The sequence below is a fragment of the Pseudoalteromonas umbrosa genome, from assembly GCF_030125375.1.
GTDB lineage: Bacteria > Pseudomonadota > Gammaproteobacteria > Enterobacterales > Alteromonadaceae > Pseudoalteromonas > Pseudoalteromonas umbrosa.
Map to the genome: position 1 here is coordinate 1064634 of NZ_JASJUU010000001.1, position 21633 is coordinate 1086266.

Genomic DNA, 21633 nt, shown 5'->3' on the forward strand with positions numbered 1-21633 from the left:
TTCCATTTACGTTTTACCCAGTTTTTGAGCATACCTTTGTTGAGCACTCGCATTATCGAGGCTTTTTAAGTAATTGAGTTTTTCTTTAATCTGTTTTTCTAGCCCACGTTCAGTTGGGTGGTAATATTGTCTGTCTGAAACAGATTCTGGAAAGTAGTTTTCCCCTGCCGCGTAGGCACCAGGTTCATCATGTGCATAACGGTATTCTGCGCCAAAGCCCATTTCCTTCATCAGCTTTGTTGGCGCATTACGAAGATGTTCCGGTACAGGTAAGTCACCGTCTGTCTCAGCGTCTCTTTTCGCCTGTTTAAATGCGGTATAAACTGCGTTGCTCTTGGCTGCACTCGCCATATAGATGGTCGCTTGTGCAATCGCTCTTTCGCCTTCAGCAGGCCCTACTCTGTGAAAAATATCCCACGCGTTCAGTGCAACCTGAAGCGCTCTTGGATCTGCATTTCCAATATCTTCACTGGCAATGGCAAGCAGACGTCTTGCAACATAAAGCGGATCGCCGCCGCCTGCTAAAATACGACAATACCAATAAAGTGCTGCGTCAGGGTTACTACCACGAACCGATTTATGAAATGCAGAAATCAAATCATAATAAATATCACCGCCTTTATCATACTTGGCTAGGTGAGTTGGTAAAATTTGCGAAAGAACATCACTGTCAATTTTTATGTCACTGCCAGTGCGATGACCAAGGTCAACCGATTGCTCCAACAAGTTTAATGCTTTTCTAGCATCACCATCAGCCGCCTGTGCAATCGCAATTAAAGCTTCTTGTTCAATGTGAATAGTCAGCTGACTCAATTGCTCATCATGCTCAATGGCATTTTGTAGCGTAAACAGTAATTCATCTTGCGATAAAGGCTTTAGTGTATACACACGGGCACGAGACAAAACAGCATTATTCAATGCAAATGATGGGTTTTCCGTTGTCGCACCAATGAAAACAAATGTGCCATCTTCTATGTGAGGTAAAAAAGCATCTTGCTGAGATTTATTAAAGCGATGGACCTCGTCGACGAAAAGTAAAGTTCGCCTGCCAGATTGAGACAGCCGACTTTTTGCTTCTAATACAGCTTCGCGAATTTCTTTCACACCCGCAGTCACGGCAGATAACTTTGCAAGCTCTGCATCTGCATGATTTGCTATGATCTCCGCTAAAGTAGTTTTTCCAACTCCCGGCGGGCCCCATAAAATCAGACTGTGACATCGCCCTTGTTCAATGGCACGATAAAGTACAGAGCCTGTTTCAATGATATGTGTTTGCCCAATATAGCCCTGTAACGACTTTGGCCGCATTCTAGCGGCCAAAGGTCTAACATCTGGGGCAAAATCAAAACCTAGATTACTCACCTGTTGTCTGGTCGTCTATGACCACTCCATGCGGAATTTTAAAGGTAAAAGATTTATCGTCCATTTCTAAATTCGTTTTCGCATCTACAAATTTAAACGTCGAGATCTGCCCTGAAGCATCCTTGATACTTAACGAATCAATGGCAAGCCCTGCGCTTTCAAACACAATATCTAATTGCTCCACTTGTGATTCAACATCAGGCTTTGGCAATACACGATAACCAACTGTCGTTTTTGTGACATCATATTTTGCCCACTGAGACTTATCCTGTGTTGTCAGTAAAACAAAAGGTGTAGTGTCAATTAAGCCGGCTGTATTCATAACTGTTACTTGCTCAGCAAAACTATCGAAATAGAAAGTCTTATCACCATCAGACACTAAAAGCGTTTCATCAGGTTCTAACTGCTGCCAACGGATTTTAGAAGGGTATTTTAGCGCAATATTGCCTGTTCCATCTTGTAATAATGTACCTTCTTCATCCTTCACTTGTTGCGTGAAATTTGCTTTAAATGTATTTAACGATTTTAGCTTTGTCTTAAGAGACTCCGCATCTCCAGCAAAGCTTTGTGACATCAAGCCACAGCTAAAACCTAGTACTAAGGCTATTGTTTTAAACTTCATTTTAATTTGCTCCACCTTTCGGTACTAATACTTCTCGCGCGCCATTATGACCTGGCGCACTTACAACACCTGACATTTCCATCTGTTCAACCAAACGTGCTGCTCGGTTATATCCAACCCTTAATTTTCGTTGCACACTTGAAACCGATACCTTACCAGTTTCAATAACAAAGCCAACGGCTTCATCATAGAGCGGATCAGACTCATCGTCAGCACCTTCAGGCTGCTCGCCAGGTAATAAAATTTCTTCCGTTGCCTCACCACATAAAATATCTTCGATGTAGTTTGGCTTACCACGCGCTTTCCAATCATTCACAACGGCATGTACTTCATGGTCATCTACAAACGCACCATGAACACGGATCGGTACACTCGTGCCAGGTGGTAAGTAGAGCATATCACCCATACCTAATAAGTTCTCTGCACCTTGCTGATCTAGTATGGTGCGCGAGTCAATTTTACTTGAAACTTGGAACGCCATTCGCGTCGGTATATTTGCCTTAATCAGACCTGTGATAACATCAACTGACGGTCTTTGTGTTGCCAATACAAGGTGTATCCCGGCTGCACGTGCTTTTTGAGCGATACGGGCAATGAGCTCTTCAACTTTTTTACCAACGATCATCATCATGTCTGCAAATTCATCAATAACGACCACAATACTTGGCAGCTTATCTAACTCCTCTGGTCCATCAGCCATACCATCGGTATCTTTAAATAACGGATCTAAAATAGGATGCCCAGCTTCTTTGGCAGCAGTGACTTTCTGGTTATAACCTTTTAAGTTTCTTACACCTAATGCAGACATTAACTTATAACGTCGTTCCATTTCACCAACGCACCATCTAAGTGCGTTGGCTGCTTCTTTCATATCTGTCACAACTTCACACAACAAGTGTGGAATACCTTCATACACTGATAGCTCCAACATTTTAGGGTCTATCATGATCATACGAACGTCTTCAGGCGGTGACTTATACAGTAAGCTTAATATCATAACATTAACGCCAACTGACTTACCGGAACCAGTTGTACCAGCTACCAATAAATGTGGCATTTTTGCAAGGTCAGCTACAACTGGTTCGCCTGCGATGTCTTTACCTAAAACCATGGTTAATGGTGAAGGATTTTGCTCAAATTTAGGGGCGTTAATGACCTCTGAAAGCCTGACTATTTCTCGGTTTTTATTCGGTAATTCCAGTCCAACATAAGTTTTACCGGGGATCACTTCGACTACACGTACACTTACAGCTGACAGTGAACGGGCCAAATCTTTTGCAAGGCCGGTAATTTTGGCCACTTTAATACCTGGTGCAAGGTCGAGCTCAAAACGCGTAACAACAGGACCTGGGTAAACACCCACCACTGCGGCTTGAATGTTAAAGTCCAATAATTTTGCTTCAACAAGACGTGACACAGAGTCTAGCTCTTCTTTAGTAATTGGGTTCTCCGCTTTATCAGGTCTATCAAGCAGGTCAAGAGATGGTAGTGGATCTTTAGGAGGCTGCGCTTCTAACAGTGCTTCAAACTGCTCTTTAGCAGAAGGAGGCGGCTGATAAGCTGGCTTTTGCTCAGAGCTTAGCGTTGGCTTGTTTATTGGTCTTGCTGGCGATACCACTTTAGTTACTGGCTCTTCTTTAACCGCTGCATCATCTAGCGCATTAAGGGCAGCAACCGTATCAAGTGACTCGTCATCAATAGCAGAGAAATTAATTTCTTGTTCAAGGATATGATCAAGTTCATCAAAGACATCTGCAGAAACCGCATCGTTAGACTCCTGCTTTTGCTCAAATACAGGCTCAACATTTTTAGGAGACACCTGCTCGTTGTTATCTTTACGGCCAACAACTGAAAACAGTTTATCTTTTAATTTTAGCGGTTTTTCAGCTTGTTCTTTATTAGGTTCTTTAGCCTCTTCTACAACTCCCTCAGGCTCTTTTTGAGCGCGCTCACTTTCATCAATATGTTCTCTATCTTCGATACTTACCTTTTGTTCTACTTCAAGTACTTGCTCAGTATCTGCTGCGATTACTTGTGCAGAGGTGGGCACAGGCTTAGGCGTCCTTGTGGTCGCTTTTTTAAATAAAAATTTAACAAACTGAACAACTTTTTCCCCTAAATAATCAACCGCTTCAACCCAAGAAACGCCTGTTAGTAAAGTGACACCAGCAAAGAAAAAGCACAAAAGTAGAATAGAGGTTCCTGTAAAGTTGAACGCTGGCATCATCGCGCCGGCGACCACATCTCCCACTACCCCGCCTGAAGAAAAGGTGTATATATCATCAAAATTGATACTGCTTATGGCACTTGATGACGCAATTAAAAGCGTTGCACCAATAATTCTTAAACCAAGCGTTGTGTAGTCAAGCTGCAGAATTTTGTGAGGCTTTTTGAATAACACATAACCAAACAGCTGCATCGCTGCTGGCACCCAAAAGGCAAGCCAACCAAAACTCAACAATAAAATGTCAGCAACCCAAGCGCCTGCAGCACCTGTGATATTATTGACTTGTACAAACTCACCCGTTTGTGTCCACGCCGGATCGGCTGGATCAAATGAAACTAAGGCGCAAAGCGTAAAAATTGCAGCTGCTGTGCTAACAATAAGTCCCGTTTCTAGTAGGCGCTGAACACCATTTAAGCGCATTACATTCAACCTGTATTTATCTTTTGTTGTAAACTTCTATTATAGGTTACACCATATCAAGAAATTCTTTAAGGTGCACAAGGTTTTATAATCTCCCCCTCCTCCCCTTTTACCTCTTCCATAACAACATAAGTACGACTTTCATTAATATTTGGCAATTTAAGCAGGATTTCCCCCAACACTCCTCGATACTCTGACATGTCCGTTACACGGGTTTTTAGCAAAAAGTCGAAATTCCCAGATACTAGGTGACATTCAATGATTTCATCATGTTGTTTCACCGCCTCATTGAAACGTTCAAAAACATCTGGCGAGTTTTTATTTATGGTCACTTCAACGAATACCAGCAGTCCTTGCCCAAGTTTAACCGGGTCGACTACCGCTTTATAACCTTTTATAAACCCTTCTCGCTCTAGTTTTTTTACCCTTTCCAGACAAGGTGTTGCACTTAATCCAATTCGTTTGGCTAATTCAACATTAGAAATTCTTCCGTCTTTTTGTAATTCGACTAAAATTTTTCTATCAGTTCTATCTAGCTGAGTATGCATGAAAAGTGTTTTATCCTATTTTTATAAAATTTAAAGTCAATTCATCTTTAAATTACCACAAAAAAGGTAGGACACACTAGCTTTGCATAATTATAATAGTCGAAAATGTTATCCGTTCTTATTTGAGGCGATTTATTATGATTATTGGTGTACCTAAAGAAATTAAAAACCACGAGTACCGTGTTGGTATGGTTCCAGCAAGTGTTCGTGAGCTAATTAACCACGGCCACCAGGTTATTGTTGAAACAAATGCAGGTATCGGCATTGGTTTCACTGACGAAGATTATATCCAAGCGGGTGCTGAAATTTTACCTACAGCTGCGGACGTTTTCGCTAAAGCTGAAATGATTGTGAAGGTAAAAGAGCCACAAGCTGTTGAGCGTGCAATGTTACGCGAAGATCAGATCCTGTTCACTTACCTTCACCTAGCACCAGATCTTCCGCAAACTGAAGATCTAATCAAGAGCGGCGCAATCTGTATTGCATACGAAACTGTAACTGACTCACGTGGTGGTCTTCCACTTCTAGCGCCAATGTCAGAAGTAGCTGGCCGTATGTCTATTCAAGCAGGTGCTCAGGCGCTTGAAAAGTCAAACCTAGGCCGCGGTATGTTACTTGGTGGCGTACCTGGTGTTGAGCCAGCTAAAGTTGTTGTTATCGGTGGCGGTATGGTTGGTCGTAACGCAGCTCAAATGGCTGTTGGTATGGGTGCTGACGTTACTATCCTTGACCGTAACATCGACGTATTACGTAGCCTTAACGCTCAGTTCGGTAGCCAAGCAAAAGTTATCTACTCAACAGTTGATGCACTAGAGAAGCACGTTGTTGAAGCAGACCTTGTTATCGGTGGTGTACTAATCCCAGGTGCAGCTGCTCCTAAGCTAGTAACTGAAGCACACATCAAAGCGATGAAGCCTGGCGCTGCTATCGTTGACGTTGCAATCGACCAAGGTGGTTGTATCGCTACTTCTAAAGCGACTACACACGCAGAACCAACTTATATCGTTGACGACGTTGTTCACTACTGTGTTGCTAACATGCCAGGTGCGGTTCCTCGTACTTCTACGTTTGCACTTAACAACGCAACTCTGCCGTATATCATCAAGCTTGCGAACCTAGGCTACAAAGAAGCGCTTCTTTCTGATGAGCACTTCTTAAACGGTCTTAACGTTCTTAAAGGCCAAGTAACTTGTAAAGAAGTTGCTGAAGGTTTCAATATGGAATTTGTTGAGCCACGTTCAGCTGTTGAAAACGCATAATCGCAAACAGCATTGAATATTTAAAAGGCCTGCTTTTCGCGGGCCTTTTTGATTTTAAATCAATTGTTCCCTCCCATACCCTTTCTATTTTTCTCGTTTTTACAATTCTTGGCTATTCTTATCAATGTAAGATAATGCAGTGAGCGAGAAGTTATGGCCATATCTTTAACCCAACAAGAAAAACAGATCCTCAGGTCTATATCCATCCCACCAAGACCCGAAGCACTTGTTCAATTTTCACAAGAAACAAAATCCCCTGAACCAAACATCAATAAAATCACTCAAATTTTACAAAGTGACGTTGCCATCAGCGCCGCAATACTCCAAGTCGTCAACTCAGCAGCCTTTCGCCGTAGTAAAGAAATTGAATCTCTTGAACAAGCCATCATGATCCTTGGTCTGAAGCGTTTAATACCGCTTGTTAAAGCGGTTGCTGTTAAAGCGACTGTTGAAACGCCACCAGCTTTAGAAAACTTTTGGCAAGACCAAAGCGATATTGCGCAGCTTTGCTCAACGCTCTGCTTGAAGTTAAACAAACCCGGTTTATCGAACCATGCTTACATGCTTGGGTTATTCCATACCGTTGGGATCCCTTTATTGTGTGTACATTTTGATGATTACATCGAGGTGATAGACGTTGCGAAAACCCATGGTTGGAGCAAAGCAACTGAGTTTGAATTTGGTAAATACAATACTAGCCACGCCACCATAGGCGCACTACTTGCGCAGCAATGGAAGTTGCCAAAACCTATGATCAACGTCATCTATTACCAACATGATGCCAATGGCATATTCCGCTCTGGCGAGCTAGACGGTATTGCTTTGGAACTTCTTTCGGTTTTAAAGCTTGCTCGTCACGGTAATTTTCTATTCAAAAATACCGCCACCATCGAGCACGATCATGAATGGCAGGCGATTAGTGATGAAGTATTAGATTTTGTGAATATGTCTGAAGAAGAACTGGATGAGTTATATAGTACTTTGGAGTCAACATAACGTACTTTACTTTGAAGTTTTGATGCTAAATTGTAAATAAAACCATTAAACTACCGTAAATCATTGCAACTATTCGCTTATGATTTACCTTTAATAATAAGCTCACATCTGGGAGACGTTCAGTGAAGTTTAAATATAAAGTAGTCGCCGTTTCTGCGAGTGTTTTAGTGCTTGCCTTATTCTTACTGTCGGTCAAGCAATACTTCCTGCTTAAAGAAAACTTAGAAGAACAAGTCACTCACAGTATGGAAGAAGTGATCCAAGGGATCAGTAATACTGTCACTGCTCAAATGCAGGGCGCTATGAACCTTGCAGCGCTTACTACTGGGCTAGTCGCTCAGGTCGATGGCCTTGAAAAGGCACGGCCTATGATTTCTCAGCCCAAGCTAACCTCTGAGTTTTTACTCATCGGCTACGGTGAAGAAAGTTCAGGTAAATATGTGGCAAGCGACCCAAACTGGAACCCTGGTTCGACATGGGACCCAAGAGTTCGCCCTTGGTATAAAGATGCAAAGGCGGCAAAGAATTTAGTCGTGACAGATCCTTATGCGGATGCCGTCAGTGGTGAGATTGTTGTATCCATTGGTGCACCAGTATTTAAAGGTAGTCAATTTCACGGCGCCATCTTTTATGATGTCAGCCTTGCGAAACTGGGCAACATGATTAATTCATTTAACTTATTTGATGCTGGTTTTTCATTTATGGTGAGCTCTAACGGCAGCACCATTTCTCATCCAGATGTATCGCTAAATGGCCAACCTGCACGTAACTTCTTAGGTAACACAGTTGTCAGGGAATCATCACAGGAAATTGAAATTGACGGGGTCACCTACCTTGTTATGTTTAAAGCAGTTGAAGGATATGATTGGTATGTCGGTGTTGCCCTTGAGAAAGAAAAAGTGTTTTCTGCTATGGAAACGCTCACCTACAACGCAACAGTCGTCTCTATCATCGCAGTTATCGCAAGCTTCTTAGCCTTATCTTATGTCATTAATATCTTATTAAAACCACTTGAAGCGATTAACGCTGCGATGTCTAATATTGCCAGAGGGAACGCAGACCTTACAGTTCGGTTGCAAGCTTCGAGTGAACCTGAGTTTTCTGACTTAGCAGAAAACTTCAACTTATTTACCTCTCGACTGCAAAACATCATTGCCGAAATTCAAACTTTAGGACACGAAGTACTCGATGATGCCAAGCAAACATCTGCCGGTGCTAACCACGCAACACAAGCCATCCAAAGACAGCTGGAAGCACTGAATGAGTTAGTCAACTCGACTGCCAATATGTCCAATACAGAGCAACAGGTTGCAAGTACAGCACAGCTTGCTGCTGACGCAATTAAGACTACAGACGGTTTGGCAAAAGATGGTGAGAGCATAGTCGTGCAATCAACTAGCTCCATCAGTGAGCTTTCATCACAAATTGAACGCGCTGTAGAAGTCGTTAATGAACTAGAAGTATCTTCGTCTGGAATTGAGCAGATCCTTTCTGTCATTAATGGTATTGCAGAGCAAACAAACCTACTTGCTCTTAACGCGGCAATCGAGGCTGCCAGAGCCGGAGAGTCTGGCAGAGGCTTTGCAGTGGTGGCAGATGAAGTGAGAACCTTAGCCCAGCGCACACAAGAGGCCACCACAGAAATTAAATCGATGATCGACCAACTTCAATCTGGGGCTGAAAATGCTGTAGGGGTTATGAAGCAAAGCCAAACTATTGTTGAAAAGACCGTTGTCAAAGCGGAAGAAACAAAAGATGCCCTCCACGCCATTCGAGAGTCAATTAACAATATTGTTGAGCTAAATGTAAATATTGCCAGCATGTTGGAAGAGCAAAAAACAGTGGTAGAAGCAGTCGATCACAATGCATCTGAGATACGAAACCTGTCAAATACCGTTGTCGATGAAGCGAAAGTGGTGGATCACACCATGAAGTCTCAAGTTGATAAAATCGCAAAACAAGAGGACATGTTGGAGCAATTTAAAGTATAAATTAGTTAACATCTTGATTTAAATGGCTAGAGTGGCGAAAATAAAGGTATAGCTACTCTAGCAACATTAATATCGGCATACATAAATGCAAACGAACTTAAAAGAAAACTTTGACCAATATTTTCAGATAGACGAAGCAAATCAAATCAACTTATTCCCTGTTGATGAAAACATGGTGCCTAGAAGCCAAGCTCAGCTTGAAGCCGCAATACCTCCCTTATTCAGGCTGGCTAATGAAATTAATGAGCTAGATTTGAATGCGCTAAGACCTTTGAGAAACCTAGGTGATGTTGCTTCAGACTTGGCCGCTTACCTTCAAGCTCAATCGCGAAAAATTGACCTCATCATGAGCCACATTCTTGCCAATGAACAACCAGAAGATGAAACCAGCTATTGCGACAGTTATGGCGGTGGTGGGATCAAGTTCACGACAAATGAGCAATTTCAAATCGGGCAGAACTTTAGAACCAAAGTGTTTTTGCAATATGAAGCCAGTGCCATTTTTTGCTATAGCCAAGTGATTGAGATTTCAAAACAAGATGATGATGCCCTTCAATATACCCTAGCTTTCACTCAAATTAGAGATACAGACCAAGAGCTATTAGTTCGAGCCAGCTTACATGCACAAACAAGGCAATTAAAAAAACGACAATCAGACACCGAAAGTGATCAAAATAGCTGACACAGCGCCGTGCAGTGATACACTTAGCCCCTAGCAATTAAAAATCTATTATCGTCATGAGTTTTACGTTATTACCTGAATGGTCACCGCAAGATGCGGTGATGGTCACATGGCCACACAAAAATACTGACTGGGCTGATATTCTTGAGCAAGTTGAGCCTGTTTATATCGCCTTATGTCAGCAAATATCACAAGTTCAAAAAGTGGTTATCGTTGCCCACGACGAAGCGCTTAAAAACCATATTACCACCCTACTGATTAATGCCAGCGTAGATATGCAACGAATCGTATTTGTTGATGCGCCTTGCAACGATACTTGGGCACGTGATCATGGCCCGCTGACTACAGCCAATACAAGCGGTGAACTCAGTATAAAAGACTTCATCTTTAACGGCTGGGGAAACAAATACCAAAGCGATTTAGATACCAAGATCAATGCCGCTATGTGTCAGCAAATTGCAGACGAACATAACCAAGTTCAACAAGTCAACTTGGTGTTAGAAGGTGGCGGTGTCGAGATTAACGAGCACAAAGTTTTGTTAACCACATCAGAGTGCTTACTGAATCCAAATCGCAACCCTCACCTGAACAAGCAGCAAGTTGAAGCTGAGCTCACTAAAGAGCTAGGCGCAACTTCATTTTTGTGGGTTGACCATGGCTATCTTGCTGGTGACGACACGGACAGCCACATTGATACGCTAGTCAGATTTGCACCGAATAATACCCTTGTTTATGTGCAATGTGACGATGAACAAGACGAACATTATCAGGCACTCAATGCGATGGAGTCTCAACTTAAAGAGTTTGTCACTCCTTCAGGTGAACCATATAACTTAGTACCTTTACCTTGGCCAAGTGCTAAATACAATGATGAGAATGAGCGTTTACCTGCAACCTATGCGAATTATCTGATCATTAACGATACTGTGTTGCTCCCTATTTATGGAGATGAAAAAGACGCACTTGCATTGACTCAATTGCAAAAGGCACATCCTGAAAGAACCATTATTGGCATTGACTGCCTGCCAATTATTCATCAATTTGGCAGTTTGCACTGTATCACAATGCAACTACCTCAAGGCTTTTTAAGTAGGAACCCAAATGAGTAACAATAATTTGAAAGTCGCGTTAATCCAACACGCTAATAGCGACAACCTAGAAAGTAACTTCGAAAAGTCCATTTCAGGCATTAAAAATGCGGCAGCACAAGGTGCAAAATTAGTTGTATTACAAGAGCTTCACCGTAGCCTATATTTCTGTCAGACTGAAGACACGGATTTATTCGACTTAGCTGAAACCATACCGGGCCCAAGTACGGATGCATTTTGTTCGCTTGCGAAAGAACTCAACGTTGTTATTGTCGCCTCGCTTTTTGAAAAACGAGCAACGGGCTTATATCACAATACCGCAGTCGTAATTGAGTCGGATGGCACCATTGCAGGAAAGTATCGTAAGATGCATATTCCTGACGACCCTGGCTTCTATGAAAAGTTTTACTTTACCCCGGGTGATTTAGGCTTTGAACCAATCCAAACATCAGTGGGCAAATTAGGCGTGTTAGTTTGTTGGGATCAATGGTTCCCTGAAGGCGCGAGATTAATGGCCATGGCGGGTGCTGAGTTGCTTATCTACCCAACTGCCATTGGCTGGGACCCGCGTGATGATAAAGATGAGCAAATTCGTCAACGTGATGCATGGATGATTGCACAGCGCGCACATGCTGTTTCTAATGGTGTACCTGTTATTAGTGTTAACCGAGTTGGTCACGAATCTGATCCAAGTGCGCAAAGCGAAGGTATCTTGTTCTGGGGCAATTCTTTTGTCGCCGGTCCTCAGGGTGAACTGCTTGTTCATGGTACTGAAGATCAAGAAGAAGTGCTTGTCGTCGATATTGATCAAGACCGCAGTGAGTCGGTTCGTCGTATTTGGCCGTATTTACGCGATAGACGTATAGATCATTATCAAGACCTATGTAAAATATACAGAGATTAAGTAGTTAGGAGTTAAGAATGGCATTAGTGCAGTGGAATGAGCTACCTTGGGTAAAATCAGCAAAGGACAAGATCCATTGGGGTCAATTACTCGGTAGTAGTTTGGCAATTACTATCAGCGAGGGAGTAAAAAAGAACCAATCCCTTGTTGTCTTAGTCACGCCAGACACCCCCAGTGCACTTCGATTAGAAACTGAGCTAGGTTATTTACTTGGTGAAGACAATGTCATGGTTTTTCCAGATTGGGAAACCCTCCCCTATGACCATTTTTCGCCGCACCAAGATATTATTTCTCAGCGTTTAGCCAGTCTTAATGCGCTACGCACAAAGCAACAAGGGGTGCTGCTCATCCCTGTTGCAACATTAATGCTCAGAACCGCGCCGCCTGAGTTTATCTATGGCAATGCACTGCAGTTTAAAGTGGGCGACACGCTAGATGCGCAAGGTCTCAAAGACACCCTTACTCAAGCGGGGTATCGTAACGTACAGCAGGTTATGGAACATGGTGAATTCGCTGTGCGCGGTTCTATTATTGACCTTTACCCAATGGGCAGTCAGCACCCTTACCGCTTAGACTTTTTTGATGATGAGCTAGATAGTATTCGTCTTTTTGACATTGAAACACAGCGCTCAAGCGAGACCATAAAGTCAATAGACTTATTGCCTGCACACGAATTTCCAACCAACGAAAGTGACATTGAGCGCTTTCGAATTCAATACCGTGAAACCTTTGGAGCAAGCTCTGAACAAGACTCCATCTACATGCAGGTAACACGGGGTAATTGGCCAGCAGGCATTGAATACTACTTACCACTATTTTATGACAAGCTGGCGACCATTTTTGATTACTTACCTAAAGATGTTGTTTTCATGCATCTAGGCGATATCGAGCACGCCGCTGGAGACTTTTGGTCAGATGTCAGTAAACGATATGAAAACCGTAGAGTTGATCCATTAAGACCATTGCTAGAACCAAAAGAACTTTACCTTAATGTCGAGTCGCTTTTTGAGGCGTTTTCACATTACCCCAGAATTCGATTAAGCCAAGCCCCTCTTGGGACCAAAGCAGGCCACACAAACGTTAATTCTGCCCTTATTGATGATGTGCGTATTGATCATAAGCAAGCAGATCCATATTCAGCCATTGTGAGTTACATCACTGAACAAAAAAAACAAAAAGGTAAAGTACTTTTCAGTGTTGAGTCAGATGGTCGTCGTGAATCATTATTAACGCTTTTAAAGCCAACAGGCTTGAAACTAAAAGAATTCGAGTCCTTTGCAGCATTCAATAAAGGCCGTACCGACGTTGGTTTGGTAGTCAGCCCGCTTGAAGCATCTGTTTTTCTTAATGGCGAGAAACCTTTATCACTCATCACAGAACAAGAATTACTGGGGATTAAAGTATCCCAACGCAGACGTCGTAAGCACAAATACGAGCAAGGACAAGATGCCCTTATTCGTAACCTAGCTGAGCTAAAAGAGGGCCAGCCAATTGTGCATTTAGACCACGGTGTTGGTCGCTACCTTGGTTTGCAAACCATTGATGCTGCGGGGGTTGCCACAGAGTTTGTGACCATTATCTACTCTGGTGATGCCAAACTTTATGTTCCGGTTTCATCTTTGCATATGCTGAGTCGTTATTCTGGTGGTGAAGAAGCCTCTGCCCCACTGCATAAATTGGGTTCAGATGTTTGGGAGAAAGCCAAACGTAAAGCCGCTGAAAAAGTGCGAGATGTTGCAGCTGAACTATTAGATATTTACGCTAAACGTCAAAGCAAACCAGGCCATCAATTTAAACTTGATGGTGGCGCCTATAGAGATTTCAGCAATAGTTTCCCATTTGAAGAAACAGACGATCAGCGTAACGCAATCGAGGCTGTTATTGGTGACATGCAGACTAATCAAGCAATGGATAGGCTTGTATGTGGTGATGTGGGCTTTGGAAAAACAGAAGTCGCCATGCGTGCCGCATTTGTTGCCATAAACGACAATAAACAAGTTGCCGTGCTAGTACCAACAACACTACTTGCACAACAACACTTTGAAAACTTCAAAGACCGCTTTGCCGATCTGCCTATCGAAGTCGGCGTATTGTCTCGCTTTAACAGCACAAAAGAACAAAAAGAAACACTAAATGCCTTGGAAGACGGCAAAATTGATATTGTCATTGGCACCCATAAGCTCATTCAAGAAAACATAAAGTTTAAAGACTTAGGTTTATTGATTGTCGATGAGGAACACCGCTTTGGTGTACGCCAAAAAGAAAAGATTAAAAAGCTTCGTGCAGACGTCGACATTTTAACGCTAACAGCAACGCCAATCCCAAGAACGCTTAATATGGCGATGAGCGGTATGCGTGATTTATCTATTATCGCAACGCCACCAGCAAAGCGACTGGCAGTTAAAACCTTTGTCCATGAGCGCAACGACGAACTTATTCGTGAAGCCATCTTACGCGAGATAAAACGCGGTGGTCAGGTTTACTTCCTGCACAACAACGTTGAAACCATCGAAAAAACTGCAGCGGATATCTCAGCGCTTGTACCAGAAGCAAATATCGCTGTTGCGCATGGTCAAATGCGCGAACGCGAACTTGAGCATTTGATGAGTGACTTTTACCATCAAAAACACAACGTGTTGGTATGTACCACTATCATAGAAACAGGTATAGATATCCCAACAGCGAATACCATCATTATGGATCGTGCTGACAAACTTGGCTTAGCACAGCTACACCAGCTTCGCGGCCGAGTTGGTCGTAGCCATCATCAAGCATATGCATATTTACTAACTCGAAATAGCCAAAGCTTGACCAAAGATGCGATAAAACGACTACAAGCTATTGAGTCTCTTGAAGACTTAGGCGCTGGTTTTGCACTTGCAACGCATGATTTAGAGATCCGTGGCGCAGGTGAGCTGCTAGGTGACGACCAAAGCGGTCAAATCCAAACTGTTGGCTTTACCTTGTACATGGAAATGTTAGAGCAAGCCGTCCAAGCACTCAAAGATGGTAAAGAGCCAACGCTTGAGAATTTATTACAACAACAAAGCGAAGTTGACTTGAAACTTCCAGCTCTACTGCCTGATGATTACATCCATGATGTGAATACTCGCCTTAGCATGTACAAGCGCATTGCTACTCTGTCTTCTGAAAATGAACTAGACGAGTTAAAGGTTGAGCTAATAGACCGTTTTGGCTTATTACCAGATGCTGCTAAAAATATCTTCGAAATACAGCTATTGAAATGTAAAGCACAACAAATCGGAATACAGAAGATTGAAGCGAATCCAAAAGGTGGCTATTTTGAATTTAGTAATAACACCAGTGTTAACCCGACGTTCATCATCGGCTTGATACAAAGCAACCCTGCCATATATCGTATGGAAGGCGCGAGTAAATTACGCTTTAATATAGAAGAAAAAAATGGCCAAGAGCGTTTGAAGCTCATTAATGCCATGATGGATGACTTTCAGAAAAAGGCTGTTGCATGAAGCAATCGATCGTTAAATGGGGACTATTAGCAGCATTGAGCACATCAGCCATGCCTGCTTTTGCGGTGCGCTGGTATGAAGTTGAGTTAATCGCTTTTTCTCAAAAAGATGCGTCAACCATTAAGGAGGACTTTTCAATTGAAACGCCGCCGTTACCTACTGAGAAACGATTAGATTTACTCACGCAAGGGTACAATAATGTTGGTCATCAGTCTTGCTTATCAGGAGACCCAAGCTACGACCCACGCAGTGTCACTGAACAGTTTACTAGAGCCCAAAGTTCATGGTATTGCGATGACGACATTGACTATGTAAGACGCTATGACATTCTACCTGTTGTGCCTGTCAGTGAGCCACTTGAACATATGCAATCTATGTATTTGTTGGCACCTGAGCAACTTAAGTTTGAGTCAATACGCAAAAAGCTTGAACGTAAAGGGCATACAGCTATTTTACATACTGGTTGGCGTTTCCCTGATCAAAGTAAAAAGCGTGCTCCCAACGTTGTTGTTTATGGCGGTAAAAAGTACGTTGAGCCTGCCAGCTACATCTATAATGAGTCGAGTAACGATAACTTTATCAGCCTACTCAGTAACGAGCCAAAGCCCAGTATAAGAACTGGCGGTGACACATTGTGGGAGCTAGATGGTACGATGAAAATTCATATTCGCCACTACTTATACGTGACGAGTAACTTTGATTATCGCTATATGTCAGATTCTGGTGAGCTGGAGTCAGCTAGAATGTCTCAGTTCACTCGCGTTTATAGTGGCGATATACATTATTTAGATCACCCTAAAATGGGTATTATTTTTCAGATAAGAAAATATAAGCACTAACAGGATCAATAGCATGAAAAAACTTTTAGTCATTGCAGCTTTACTTTCACTTACTGCTTGCTCAAAAGTCAGTATCGAAAATTACGAAAAAATATCTGTTGGTATGGAGAAAGCAGAACTTGAACAAGTCCTAGGTTCAGCAGATTCATGCGAAGAAAAAACGTTGCATACTAACTGTGTTTGGGGAAATGAATCCAAGAACATTACTGTGACACTGGTTTCTGATCGCGTGACATTATTTAGCAAAAAAGGCCTATAAAGCACGCATCTGTGATTCAATTTGGCAAAGGTGTAAGCGATATCGCTTGTGCTTTTGCTCAAAACCCAAATGCTTTAATAACTTAATACTTCTTTTATTTTCTTTATCAACTTTGGCATTAATTTGCTCAATAAGCGCTTTAGGTAGTACGTTTGCCAATGAGTCAACTAGACAACTAGCCGCTTCGCGCATATACCCATTACCCCAATATTCAGGAGCAAGTTCATAACCAATTGAAATTTCTGATGTAGAATCTTGATAGTCAAAAAAACCTATTGAGCCAATTACAACCCCCTCTTTTAATAGTGCAAAACGCGCTCCAACCCCCTGATAAAAAAGCTCTAAATCACCTTGGATCATGGCTTTGATATCTTGCAAAGATAAATCAGTACCGTAGTCGTTATAGTGACTCACTTTTGGGTCATTTAAAATTTTAAGCAGTGCGTTACAGTCTCTATAAGAAACGGGGCGTAATATCAGCCTCTTTGTTCGTAGTTCCATCTGGTTTATGGGTCGATTTTTTATTATTTTGGTATAAACTACCTCATCTTATTTGAAAGTCCAGTGAAGATAAAAATATGACTGAAAAAAGTGACGAATTTAAAGTGATCCCACCGACTACAAAAGTTTTGTGTCCAGAAAAAGGCGAAGGCTGGACCTTAACAGGTATCACAGGCATCGATGAACACACTTCTGTCATGTTCCAAGGTGTTCGCTATACACTCCCTGCAAAATTAATTGTTGATGAGCTACTGCCTAACTACTTGGAATCACACAAAAACAGTTAACTCTCGCTTTTTTTAATCCATTAGTTGTATTTTATTGTTGCAATTTTGTTCATAAGGGAGGATGATATAATGAGATTGCAAAGATAATAATGGATGCGTCTGTCTCGAAGGAATAAGAATGCACATCGTACAGAGGATGTAGATGTGTGATTACTTTGTGTTGTGTTAGCTTGCTTAGGATAAACTGAACAGAGTTTGTTACCATGCTAAAAACATCACTAACCATTTTAACCCTCGCAACTGCGTCATTGCCCACCCTTGGCTTTGCAAATACTTGTCACGGCGAATTATTCGGCATCAATGCTGGTCGTGGCGATGTGGGGATTTTATTTGGCTTAAATGAGCAGAATAATAGTGCATATGCACAAACCCTTGCCGAATTTAGCGCCTCCGCGTTAGCTTATGACAGTGAAGATAAGCGCATGTATTACATTTCGGCACCAAGACCCATTGAATACAAAGTGGACATCAGTGGCTTAACAGACCTCACTGAAGAGCAAAAGGCGCACTTACCTATTGAAGGTCAGCGTTTTAAGTATCTACGCCTTGCTTATTATGACTTTAATACAAACTCACACACCGTGGTTGATAGAACCACACAAGTTTTGAGTATGGTCTTTGACCCTGACAGTAACGAGCTACTTGGTACTGACTTTAAAAAGCTATATCAAATTAATAAAAATACTGGTGCGGCCACTGAATTAGGTGCATTGGGTTCATTGAAGGGCAAATTTAGGGGAGACTTAGTCATCCAAGACGGTAATCTCTATCAAATTACCAGTCGATCTGTTTATCAAATTGATAGAACTACATACGAAGTCACCAAGCTTGCAAACCATTCATTAACTGCTGCAACCGGCGCGACATTAAACCAAGCTGGAGAAGTCGTGGTTAGTCGAACACTGATCAATGACTATGGTCATGTGAATCGCTCCAAGCTTTATAAAATGAATCCACAGTCTGGTAACACTTGCCTACTGGCGACTGTACCTGTGAGACTCAACGACCTAGCCACGAACACGCACAATGAAGTTGCTTGTTACACCACACCAACGTGTGAAACTGACCCTATTCCAACTTTTACATTGGAAGCAGTTAAAGACTCTGCTTTTGAAGGTTCACAGCTAGAATATCAAGTCACCTTGAGTAATGATTACTATCAGGATGTCTCTATTGATTTAAGTATTACGCATGGCACGACGAGTTCAGCTGATTTAGCCTTAAGTCAAAGTAGCATCACAATCCCGAGCGGTGATACCACCGCGAATATAGTCATTGATACAACTGACGACCAAGATTATGAAGGCGACGAAACATTCACCCTTCAAGCTACCGCAGATCAGAATGTGACTGGCTCTGCGTCATTACCAGGTACCGTACTTGAAAATGACCCGCAGTGTATTCCAGACGAATATACCCGTATCAACTATCAATTTGTGAGTGAAAGCGCTGGATATAATAACGACTGGGGCGTTAAAGTTAATGGCAGCTATGTCAAACTGTTAGACGAGTACGGCGGCTCTGGTAGTTACGATGTGCTAGTCGGCAGTAGCTATAATTATGTATTGGCGATCAACGGAAACAGTAATCAGTTAACCACAAATTACACTGTATATGGTGACAAGCAATACTGGGAAGATCAAAACGATAATGACTACAATGATTTTGTCGTGAGGGTCTGGACTACGCCAATCCAAAAAGGATGTGACTAAATTTAACTAATCTAACCTTTATGCGATTTGCTGCTTAACTGGCCTTAACAGCAAATCGCTTTTTTATCGAGCTCTCTCCTACTCCCAAAATATATAGTGTGTTTGCTGTTCAACCTTGTTAGCTGACACTTTCACTTTGTAAGTATACTCATGTAGCGACTCAAACTTGACTGCCTCTCGTAAAATGCCTTTTTCATATTTATATTTGATTTGCTCGTCAGGCGTCAGCGCTGAATACATAGCCCCAATAGAAGTATGGTGCTTCTGAGCCTTTATATTATTGAGATAATTGTTGAACTGCTTTTGTGTTTGATTTTCAACAGTGACCGATTTAGCACTTGGTATGTCTACTCTATCACTAAAGTCCGAAAATACAGGGGCTGCCAATACGCTAGAAGAGACTAAACATCCTAATATTACATACTTGATATTAGATATAACCATATTTTCTCCTTTTTTATCCACCCTTTTACTTTAATCATAAAAAGTACTGCAAAGCCAGCCTGAAAATGTCTTATTTTCTAGTCTAGATTTATGTGCACTTTAACTTTTTGAAAATAAATTAAATACATTCAATGAGTTAAAAATCATCAAAATAAAAAGGGTCTACTTAAAACAGTTCGGACGCCTCCTATAAAAACACTCGATAAAGTGGCTCCAGTGCTTAGCAACAAGCACAAAACAGTTCATCAAGCTATCTGCACACCAGAAGCACGCAATATGAGCGTAATATTTAATTGGAGCTATTAATATGAATACATTTAAAAAACTAGCCATTGTAACTGGGCTAACCTGCATATCAATCTCAGCCAGCGCACATCATTTGAATACTGATCAACGCGCTAAATTATCGAACATTTTAGGCTGTATGTCTCAGTCTAATGACACTATCCACATCCACGGTTGCAACTTACAAATTACCAATGGACTGGGTGATACACAGTCTAATAATGGTACAGGTAACCTAATTATCGGCTATAACGATGTTGGCTCTGAACCACCAGTTTCTACATCAGGCTCGCATAATTTAATTATTGGTTATGGGCACACTTATACCCGCTCAGGCTCTTTGATTGCAGGCACTAAAAATACCGTGCATGCCCCTTCAAGTTTCGTTACTGGGTCAAGCAGCTTAGTTGAGGGAGCAAATGCAGACAGAGGCACGATTGCTGGCGGCTTAGGCAACACAAACAAGGCGTTTTTAAGTGGCATCTTAGGGGGTAATAACAACACAATTTCAGATGAGTTTTCCCATGCAATGGTCATTTTAGGCGGACAAAGTAATGATTTAGATGGCCAGTACAGCACAATTGCTGGCGGCGTAAATAACAAAGTAGTTAAAGCACTACAAGTCAATATTCTAGGCGGTCAAAACAATACAGCTACAGTGCAACAGACGGTTATTGCCGGTGGCCGCAATAACACCGCAGCACGGGAAGCCGCCACCATCTTGGGTGGGCAAAACAACACGGCAAAAGGGTTCCGCTCGACCATCGCAGGTGGAGCAGACAGACAAACAACTAATGACCATGAATTTCGAGCGGGAACTTTCAACTCACAAGACCCATATAGAGCGGACGCTTTAAACGAACAAAACTAATGAAAACAAAAACTAAAGGATAACGAACATGAAACTATTATCTAAATTTGCTGTTGTTGCACTTTCAGCCGCCTCTATAAACGCACAGGCAACAACCCTCACTGAACAAGAACAAACTGCTTTAATTGATATTCTTTCTTGCTTAGAACGTGTTGACAACACACTTGTTGTGCGAGGATGTGACGTTCAAGTCGTTAATGGCTCTCACGGTAACGAGGCTAAAAATGGTAAAGGCAATGTCATTGTTGGATACAACAAACAAGCAACTACTTCTCAACAGACGGCCACAGGTTCACATAACTTAGTGATTGGAGATGGACACCAATTCTCTTCAATCGGCAGTGTCATTGCAGGTGACAGTAATTCTGCTTTTGCAAACTCGACTTCCGTAGCTGGTGTTAATAATCACGTCTCAGGATTTAACAGCGTAATATGGGGCGGCGAGTCAAATTCAGCAGAAGCGGCTTTCTCCGTAATTTTAGGTGGGCAACAAAATAGCGCCTTGCCGTTCCATAACTTCGCTTTAATTGCCGGTGGTAAAGGCAATACTGCTAAAAACTTTTTTGCCTCTATTTACGGCGGTGAAAACAATGTTGCAAAGGGCCAAAGCTCAATGATTTTAGGCGGTCAGAATAACCTCTCAGGCGGTCCGCTTTCAAGTATTACAGGAGGTCGTAACAACGAATCTAATGGTGAACTCAGTGCTGTATTAGGTGGCGAATTCAATCGCGCAAATGGATTTACTTCCAGTATCGGTGGCGGCCTTAGTCGGACTGTCGGCGGTAAAGATGACTATCAAGCTGGCTACTTTTTCTCTGATAAATAACCTAAAAACAAACTATTTT

The 21633-nt window shown here is 42.1% G+C and carries 19 protein-coding genes; 13 read left to right on the forward strand and 6 right to left on the reverse strand.

What is annotated here, in order from left to right:
• Window positions 1-6: 6 nt before the first annotated feature.
• From QNM16_RS04625 to lrp, 4 genes are all read right to left on the reverse strand, one after another.
• A complete protein-coding gene (locus QNM16_RS04625) occupies window positions 7-1362 on the reverse strand; it encodes a replication-associated recombination protein A (RefSeq protein ID WP_284019406.1) in 1356 nt (451 codons plus the stop codon).
• Entirely contained in the window at window positions 1355-1984 is a 630-nt protein-coding gene (gene lolA / locus QNM16_RS04630) for an outer membrane lipoprotein periplasmic chaperone LolA (RefSeq protein WP_284019407.1), read from the reverse strand. The genes QNM16_RS04625 and lolA overlap by 8 nt, the downstream gene beginning before the upstream one ends.
• Window position 1985: 1 nt before the next feature.
• The gene (locus QNM16_RS04635) at window positions 1986-4631 is read right to left on the reverse strand and encodes a DNA translocase FtsK (RefSeq protein ID WP_284019408.1); all 2646 of its coding nucleotides are present in this window, start codon (window positions 4629-4631) and stop codon (window positions 1986-1988) included.
• 68 nt (window positions 4632-4699) lie between these two features.
• Window positions 4700-5179 (reverse strand): leucine-responsive transcriptional regulator Lrp, encoded by a 480-nt coding sequence (lrp, locus tag QNM16_RS04640; protein ID WP_039609997.1) that lies wholly within the window; start codon window positions 5177-5179, stop codon window positions 4700-4702.
• Window positions 5180-5316: 137 nt separating this feature from the next.
• On the opposite strand from lrp, the gene ald reads away from it, so the two are divergent.
• From ald to QNM16_RS04685, 9 genes are all read left to right on the forward strand, one after another.
• Window positions 5317-6438 (forward strand): alanine dehydrogenase, encoded by a 1122-nt coding sequence (ald, locus tag QNM16_RS04645; protein ID WP_039609996.1) that lies wholly within the window; start codon window positions 5317-5319, stop codon window positions 6436-6438.
• Between the two features lie 153 nt (window positions 6439-6591).
• Complete coding sequence (locus QNM16_RS04650; RefSeq protein ID WP_284019409.1) at window positions 6592-7434, forward strand: HDOD domain-containing protein; 843 nt, start codon at window positions 6592-6594, stop codon at window positions 7432-7434.
• Between the two features lie 122 nt (window positions 7435-7556).
• On the forward strand, window positions 7557-9425 hold the full coding sequence (locus QNM16_RS04655; RefSeq protein WP_284019410.1) for a methyl-accepting chemotaxis protein: 1869 nt from the start codon (window positions 7557-7559) through the stop codon (window positions 9423-9425).
• 85 nt (window positions 9426-9510) lie between these two features.
• Window positions 9511-10107, forward strand: coding sequence for a PilZ domain-containing protein (locus QNM16_RS04660; RefSeq protein WP_284019411.1), 597 nt, complete (start codon window positions 9511-9513; stop codon window positions 10105-10107).
• 56 nt (window positions 10108-10163) lie between these two features.
• The gene (locus tag QNM16_RS04665; RefSeq protein ID WP_284019412.1) at window positions 10164-11216 is read left to right on the forward strand and encodes an agmatine deiminase family protein; all 1053 of its coding nucleotides are present in this window, start codon (window positions 10164-10166) and stop codon (window positions 11214-11216) included.
• Window positions 11209-12099: a carbon-nitrogen hydrolase gene (locus QNM16_RS04670; protein ID WP_284019413.1), complete on the forward strand. Its 891-nt coding sequence runs from the start codon at window positions 11209-11211 to the stop codon at window positions 12097-12099. The genes QNM16_RS04665 and QNM16_RS04670 overlap by 8 nt, the downstream gene beginning before the upstream one ends.
• A gap of 17 nt (window positions 12100-12116) precedes the next feature.
• Window positions 12117-15590, forward strand: a complete 3474-nt coding sequence (gene mfd, locus QNM16_RS04675) for a transcription-repair coupling factor (protein ID WP_284019414.1) — start codon at window positions 12117-12119, stop codon at window positions 15588-15590.
• Complete coding sequence (locus QNM16_RS04680) at window positions 15587-16429, forward strand: CsiV family protein (RefSeq protein ID WP_284019415.1); 843 nt, start codon at window positions 15587-15589, stop codon at window positions 16427-16429. Before mfd ends, QNM16_RS04680 begins: the two co-directional genes overlap by 4 nt.
• Before the next feature lie 13 nt (window positions 16430-16442).
• On the forward strand, window positions 16443-16688 hold the full coding sequence (locus tag QNM16_RS04685) for a DUF3862 domain-containing protein (protein ID WP_284019416.1): 246 nt from the start codon (window positions 16443-16445) through the stop codon (window positions 16686-16688).
• Here QNM16_RS04685 and QNM16_RS04690 read toward each other — a convergent pair.
• Window positions 16683-17189, reverse strand: a complete 507-nt coding sequence (locus QNM16_RS04690) for a GNAT family N-acetyltransferase (protein WP_284019417.1) — start codon at window positions 17187-17189, stop codon at window positions 16683-16685. The two genes, QNM16_RS04685 and QNM16_RS04690, sit on opposite strands and share 6 nt — an antisense overlap.
• Window positions 17190-17266: 77 nt before the next feature.
• Here QNM16_RS04690 and QNM16_RS04695 point away from each other — a divergent pair, with 77 nt between their 5' ends.
• Window positions 17267-17476: a hypothetical protein gene (locus QNM16_RS04695; protein ID WP_284019418.1), complete on the forward strand. Its 210-nt coding sequence runs from the start codon at window positions 17267-17269 to the stop codon at window positions 17474-17476.
• Window positions 17477-17679: 203 nt separating this feature from the next.
• Complete coding sequence (locus tag QNM16_RS04700) at window positions 17680-19188, forward strand: hemolysin (RefSeq protein ID WP_284019419.1); 1509 nt, start codon at window positions 17680-17682, stop codon at window positions 19186-19188.
• Between the two features lie 78 nt (window positions 19189-19266).
• Here QNM16_RS04700 and QNM16_RS04705 read toward each other — a convergent pair whose 3' ends face one another.
• Window positions 19267-19632 carry a hypothetical protein gene (locus tag QNM16_RS04705; RefSeq protein WP_284019420.1) on the reverse strand — a complete coding sequence of 122 codons (366 nt, stop codon included), beginning with the start codon at window positions 19630-19632 and terminating at the stop codon, window positions 19267-19269.
• Window positions 19633-19939: 307 nt separating this feature from the next.
• Between QNM16_RS04705 and QNM16_RS04710 the strand changes: the two genes are divergently transcribed.
• A complete protein-coding gene (locus QNM16_RS04710) occupies window positions 19940-20788 on the forward strand; it encodes a hypothetical protein (protein ID WP_284019421.1) in 849 nt (282 codons plus the stop codon).
• Between the two features lie 28 nt (window positions 20789-20816).
• Window positions 20817-21614 (forward strand): hypothetical protein, encoded by a 798-nt coding sequence (locus QNM16_RS04715; protein WP_284019422.1) that lies wholly within the window; start codon window positions 20817-20819, stop codon window positions 21612-21614.
• Window positions 21615-21633: the final 19 nt, after the last annotated feature.

Coding starts and splice junctions, on each gene's coding strand:
- QNM16_RS04670 (WP_284019413.1), top strand. CDS start 11,209: ATGAGTAACAATAATTTGAAAGTCGCGTTAATCCAACACGCTAATAGC.
- QNM16_RS04685 (WP_284019416.1), top strand. CDS start 16,443: ATGAAAAAACTTTTAGTCATTGCAGCTTTACTTTCACTTACTGCTTGC.
- QNM16_RS04710 (WP_284019421.1), top strand. CDS start 19,940: ATGAATACATTTAAAAAACTAGCCATTGTAACTGGGCTAACCTGCATA.
- QNM16_RS04660 (WP_284019411.1), top strand. CDS start 9,511: ATGCAAACGAACTTAAAAGAAAACTTTGACCAATATTTTCAGATAGAC.
- QNM16_RS04650 (WP_284019409.1), top strand. CDS start 6,592: ATGGCCATATCTTTAACCCAACAAGAAAAACAGATCCTCAGGTCTATA.
- ald (WP_039609996.1), top strand. CDS start 5,317: ATGATTATTGGTGTACCTAAAGAAATTAAAAACCACGAGTACCGTGTT.
- QNM16_RS04700 (WP_284019419.1), top strand. CDS start 17,680: ATGCTAAAAACATCACTAACCATTTTAACCCTCGCAACTGCGTCATTG.
- QNM16_RS04690 (WP_284019417.1), bottom strand. CDS start 17,189: ATGGAACTACGAACAAAGAGGCTGATATTACGCCCCGTTTCTTATAGA.
- QNM16_RS04705 (WP_284019420.1), bottom strand. CDS start 19,632: ATGGTTATATCTAATATCAAGTATGTAATATTAGGATGTTTAGTCTCT.
- lolA (WP_284019407.1), bottom strand. CDS start 1,984: ATGAAGTTTAAAACAATAGCCTTAGTACTAGGTTTTAGCTGTGGCTTG.
- QNM16_RS04680 (WP_284019415.1), top strand. CDS start 15,587: ATGAAGCAATCGATCGTTAAATGGGGACTATTAGCAGCATTGAGCACA.
- QNM16_RS04695 (WP_284019418.1), top strand. CDS start 17,267: ATGACTGAAAAAAGTGACGAATTTAAAGTGATCCCACCGACTACAAAA.
- QNM16_RS04665 (WP_284019412.1), top strand. CDS start 10,164: ATGAGTTTTACGTTATTACCTGAATGGTCACCGCAAGATGCGGTGATG.
- QNM16_RS04715 (WP_284019422.1), top strand. CDS start 20,817: ATGAAACTATTATCTAAATTTGCTGTTGTTGCACTTTCAGCCGCCTCT.
- mfd (WP_284019414.1), top strand. CDS start 12,117: ATGGCATTAGTGCAGTGGAATGAGCTACCTTGGGTAAAATCAGCAAAG.
- QNM16_RS04635 (WP_284019408.1), bottom strand. CDS start 4,631: ATGCGCTTAAATGGTGTTCAGCGCCTACTAGAAACGGGACTTATTGTT.
- lrp (WP_039609997.1), bottom strand. CDS start 5,179: ATGCATACTCAGCTAGATAGAACTGATAGAAAAATTTTAGTCGAATTA.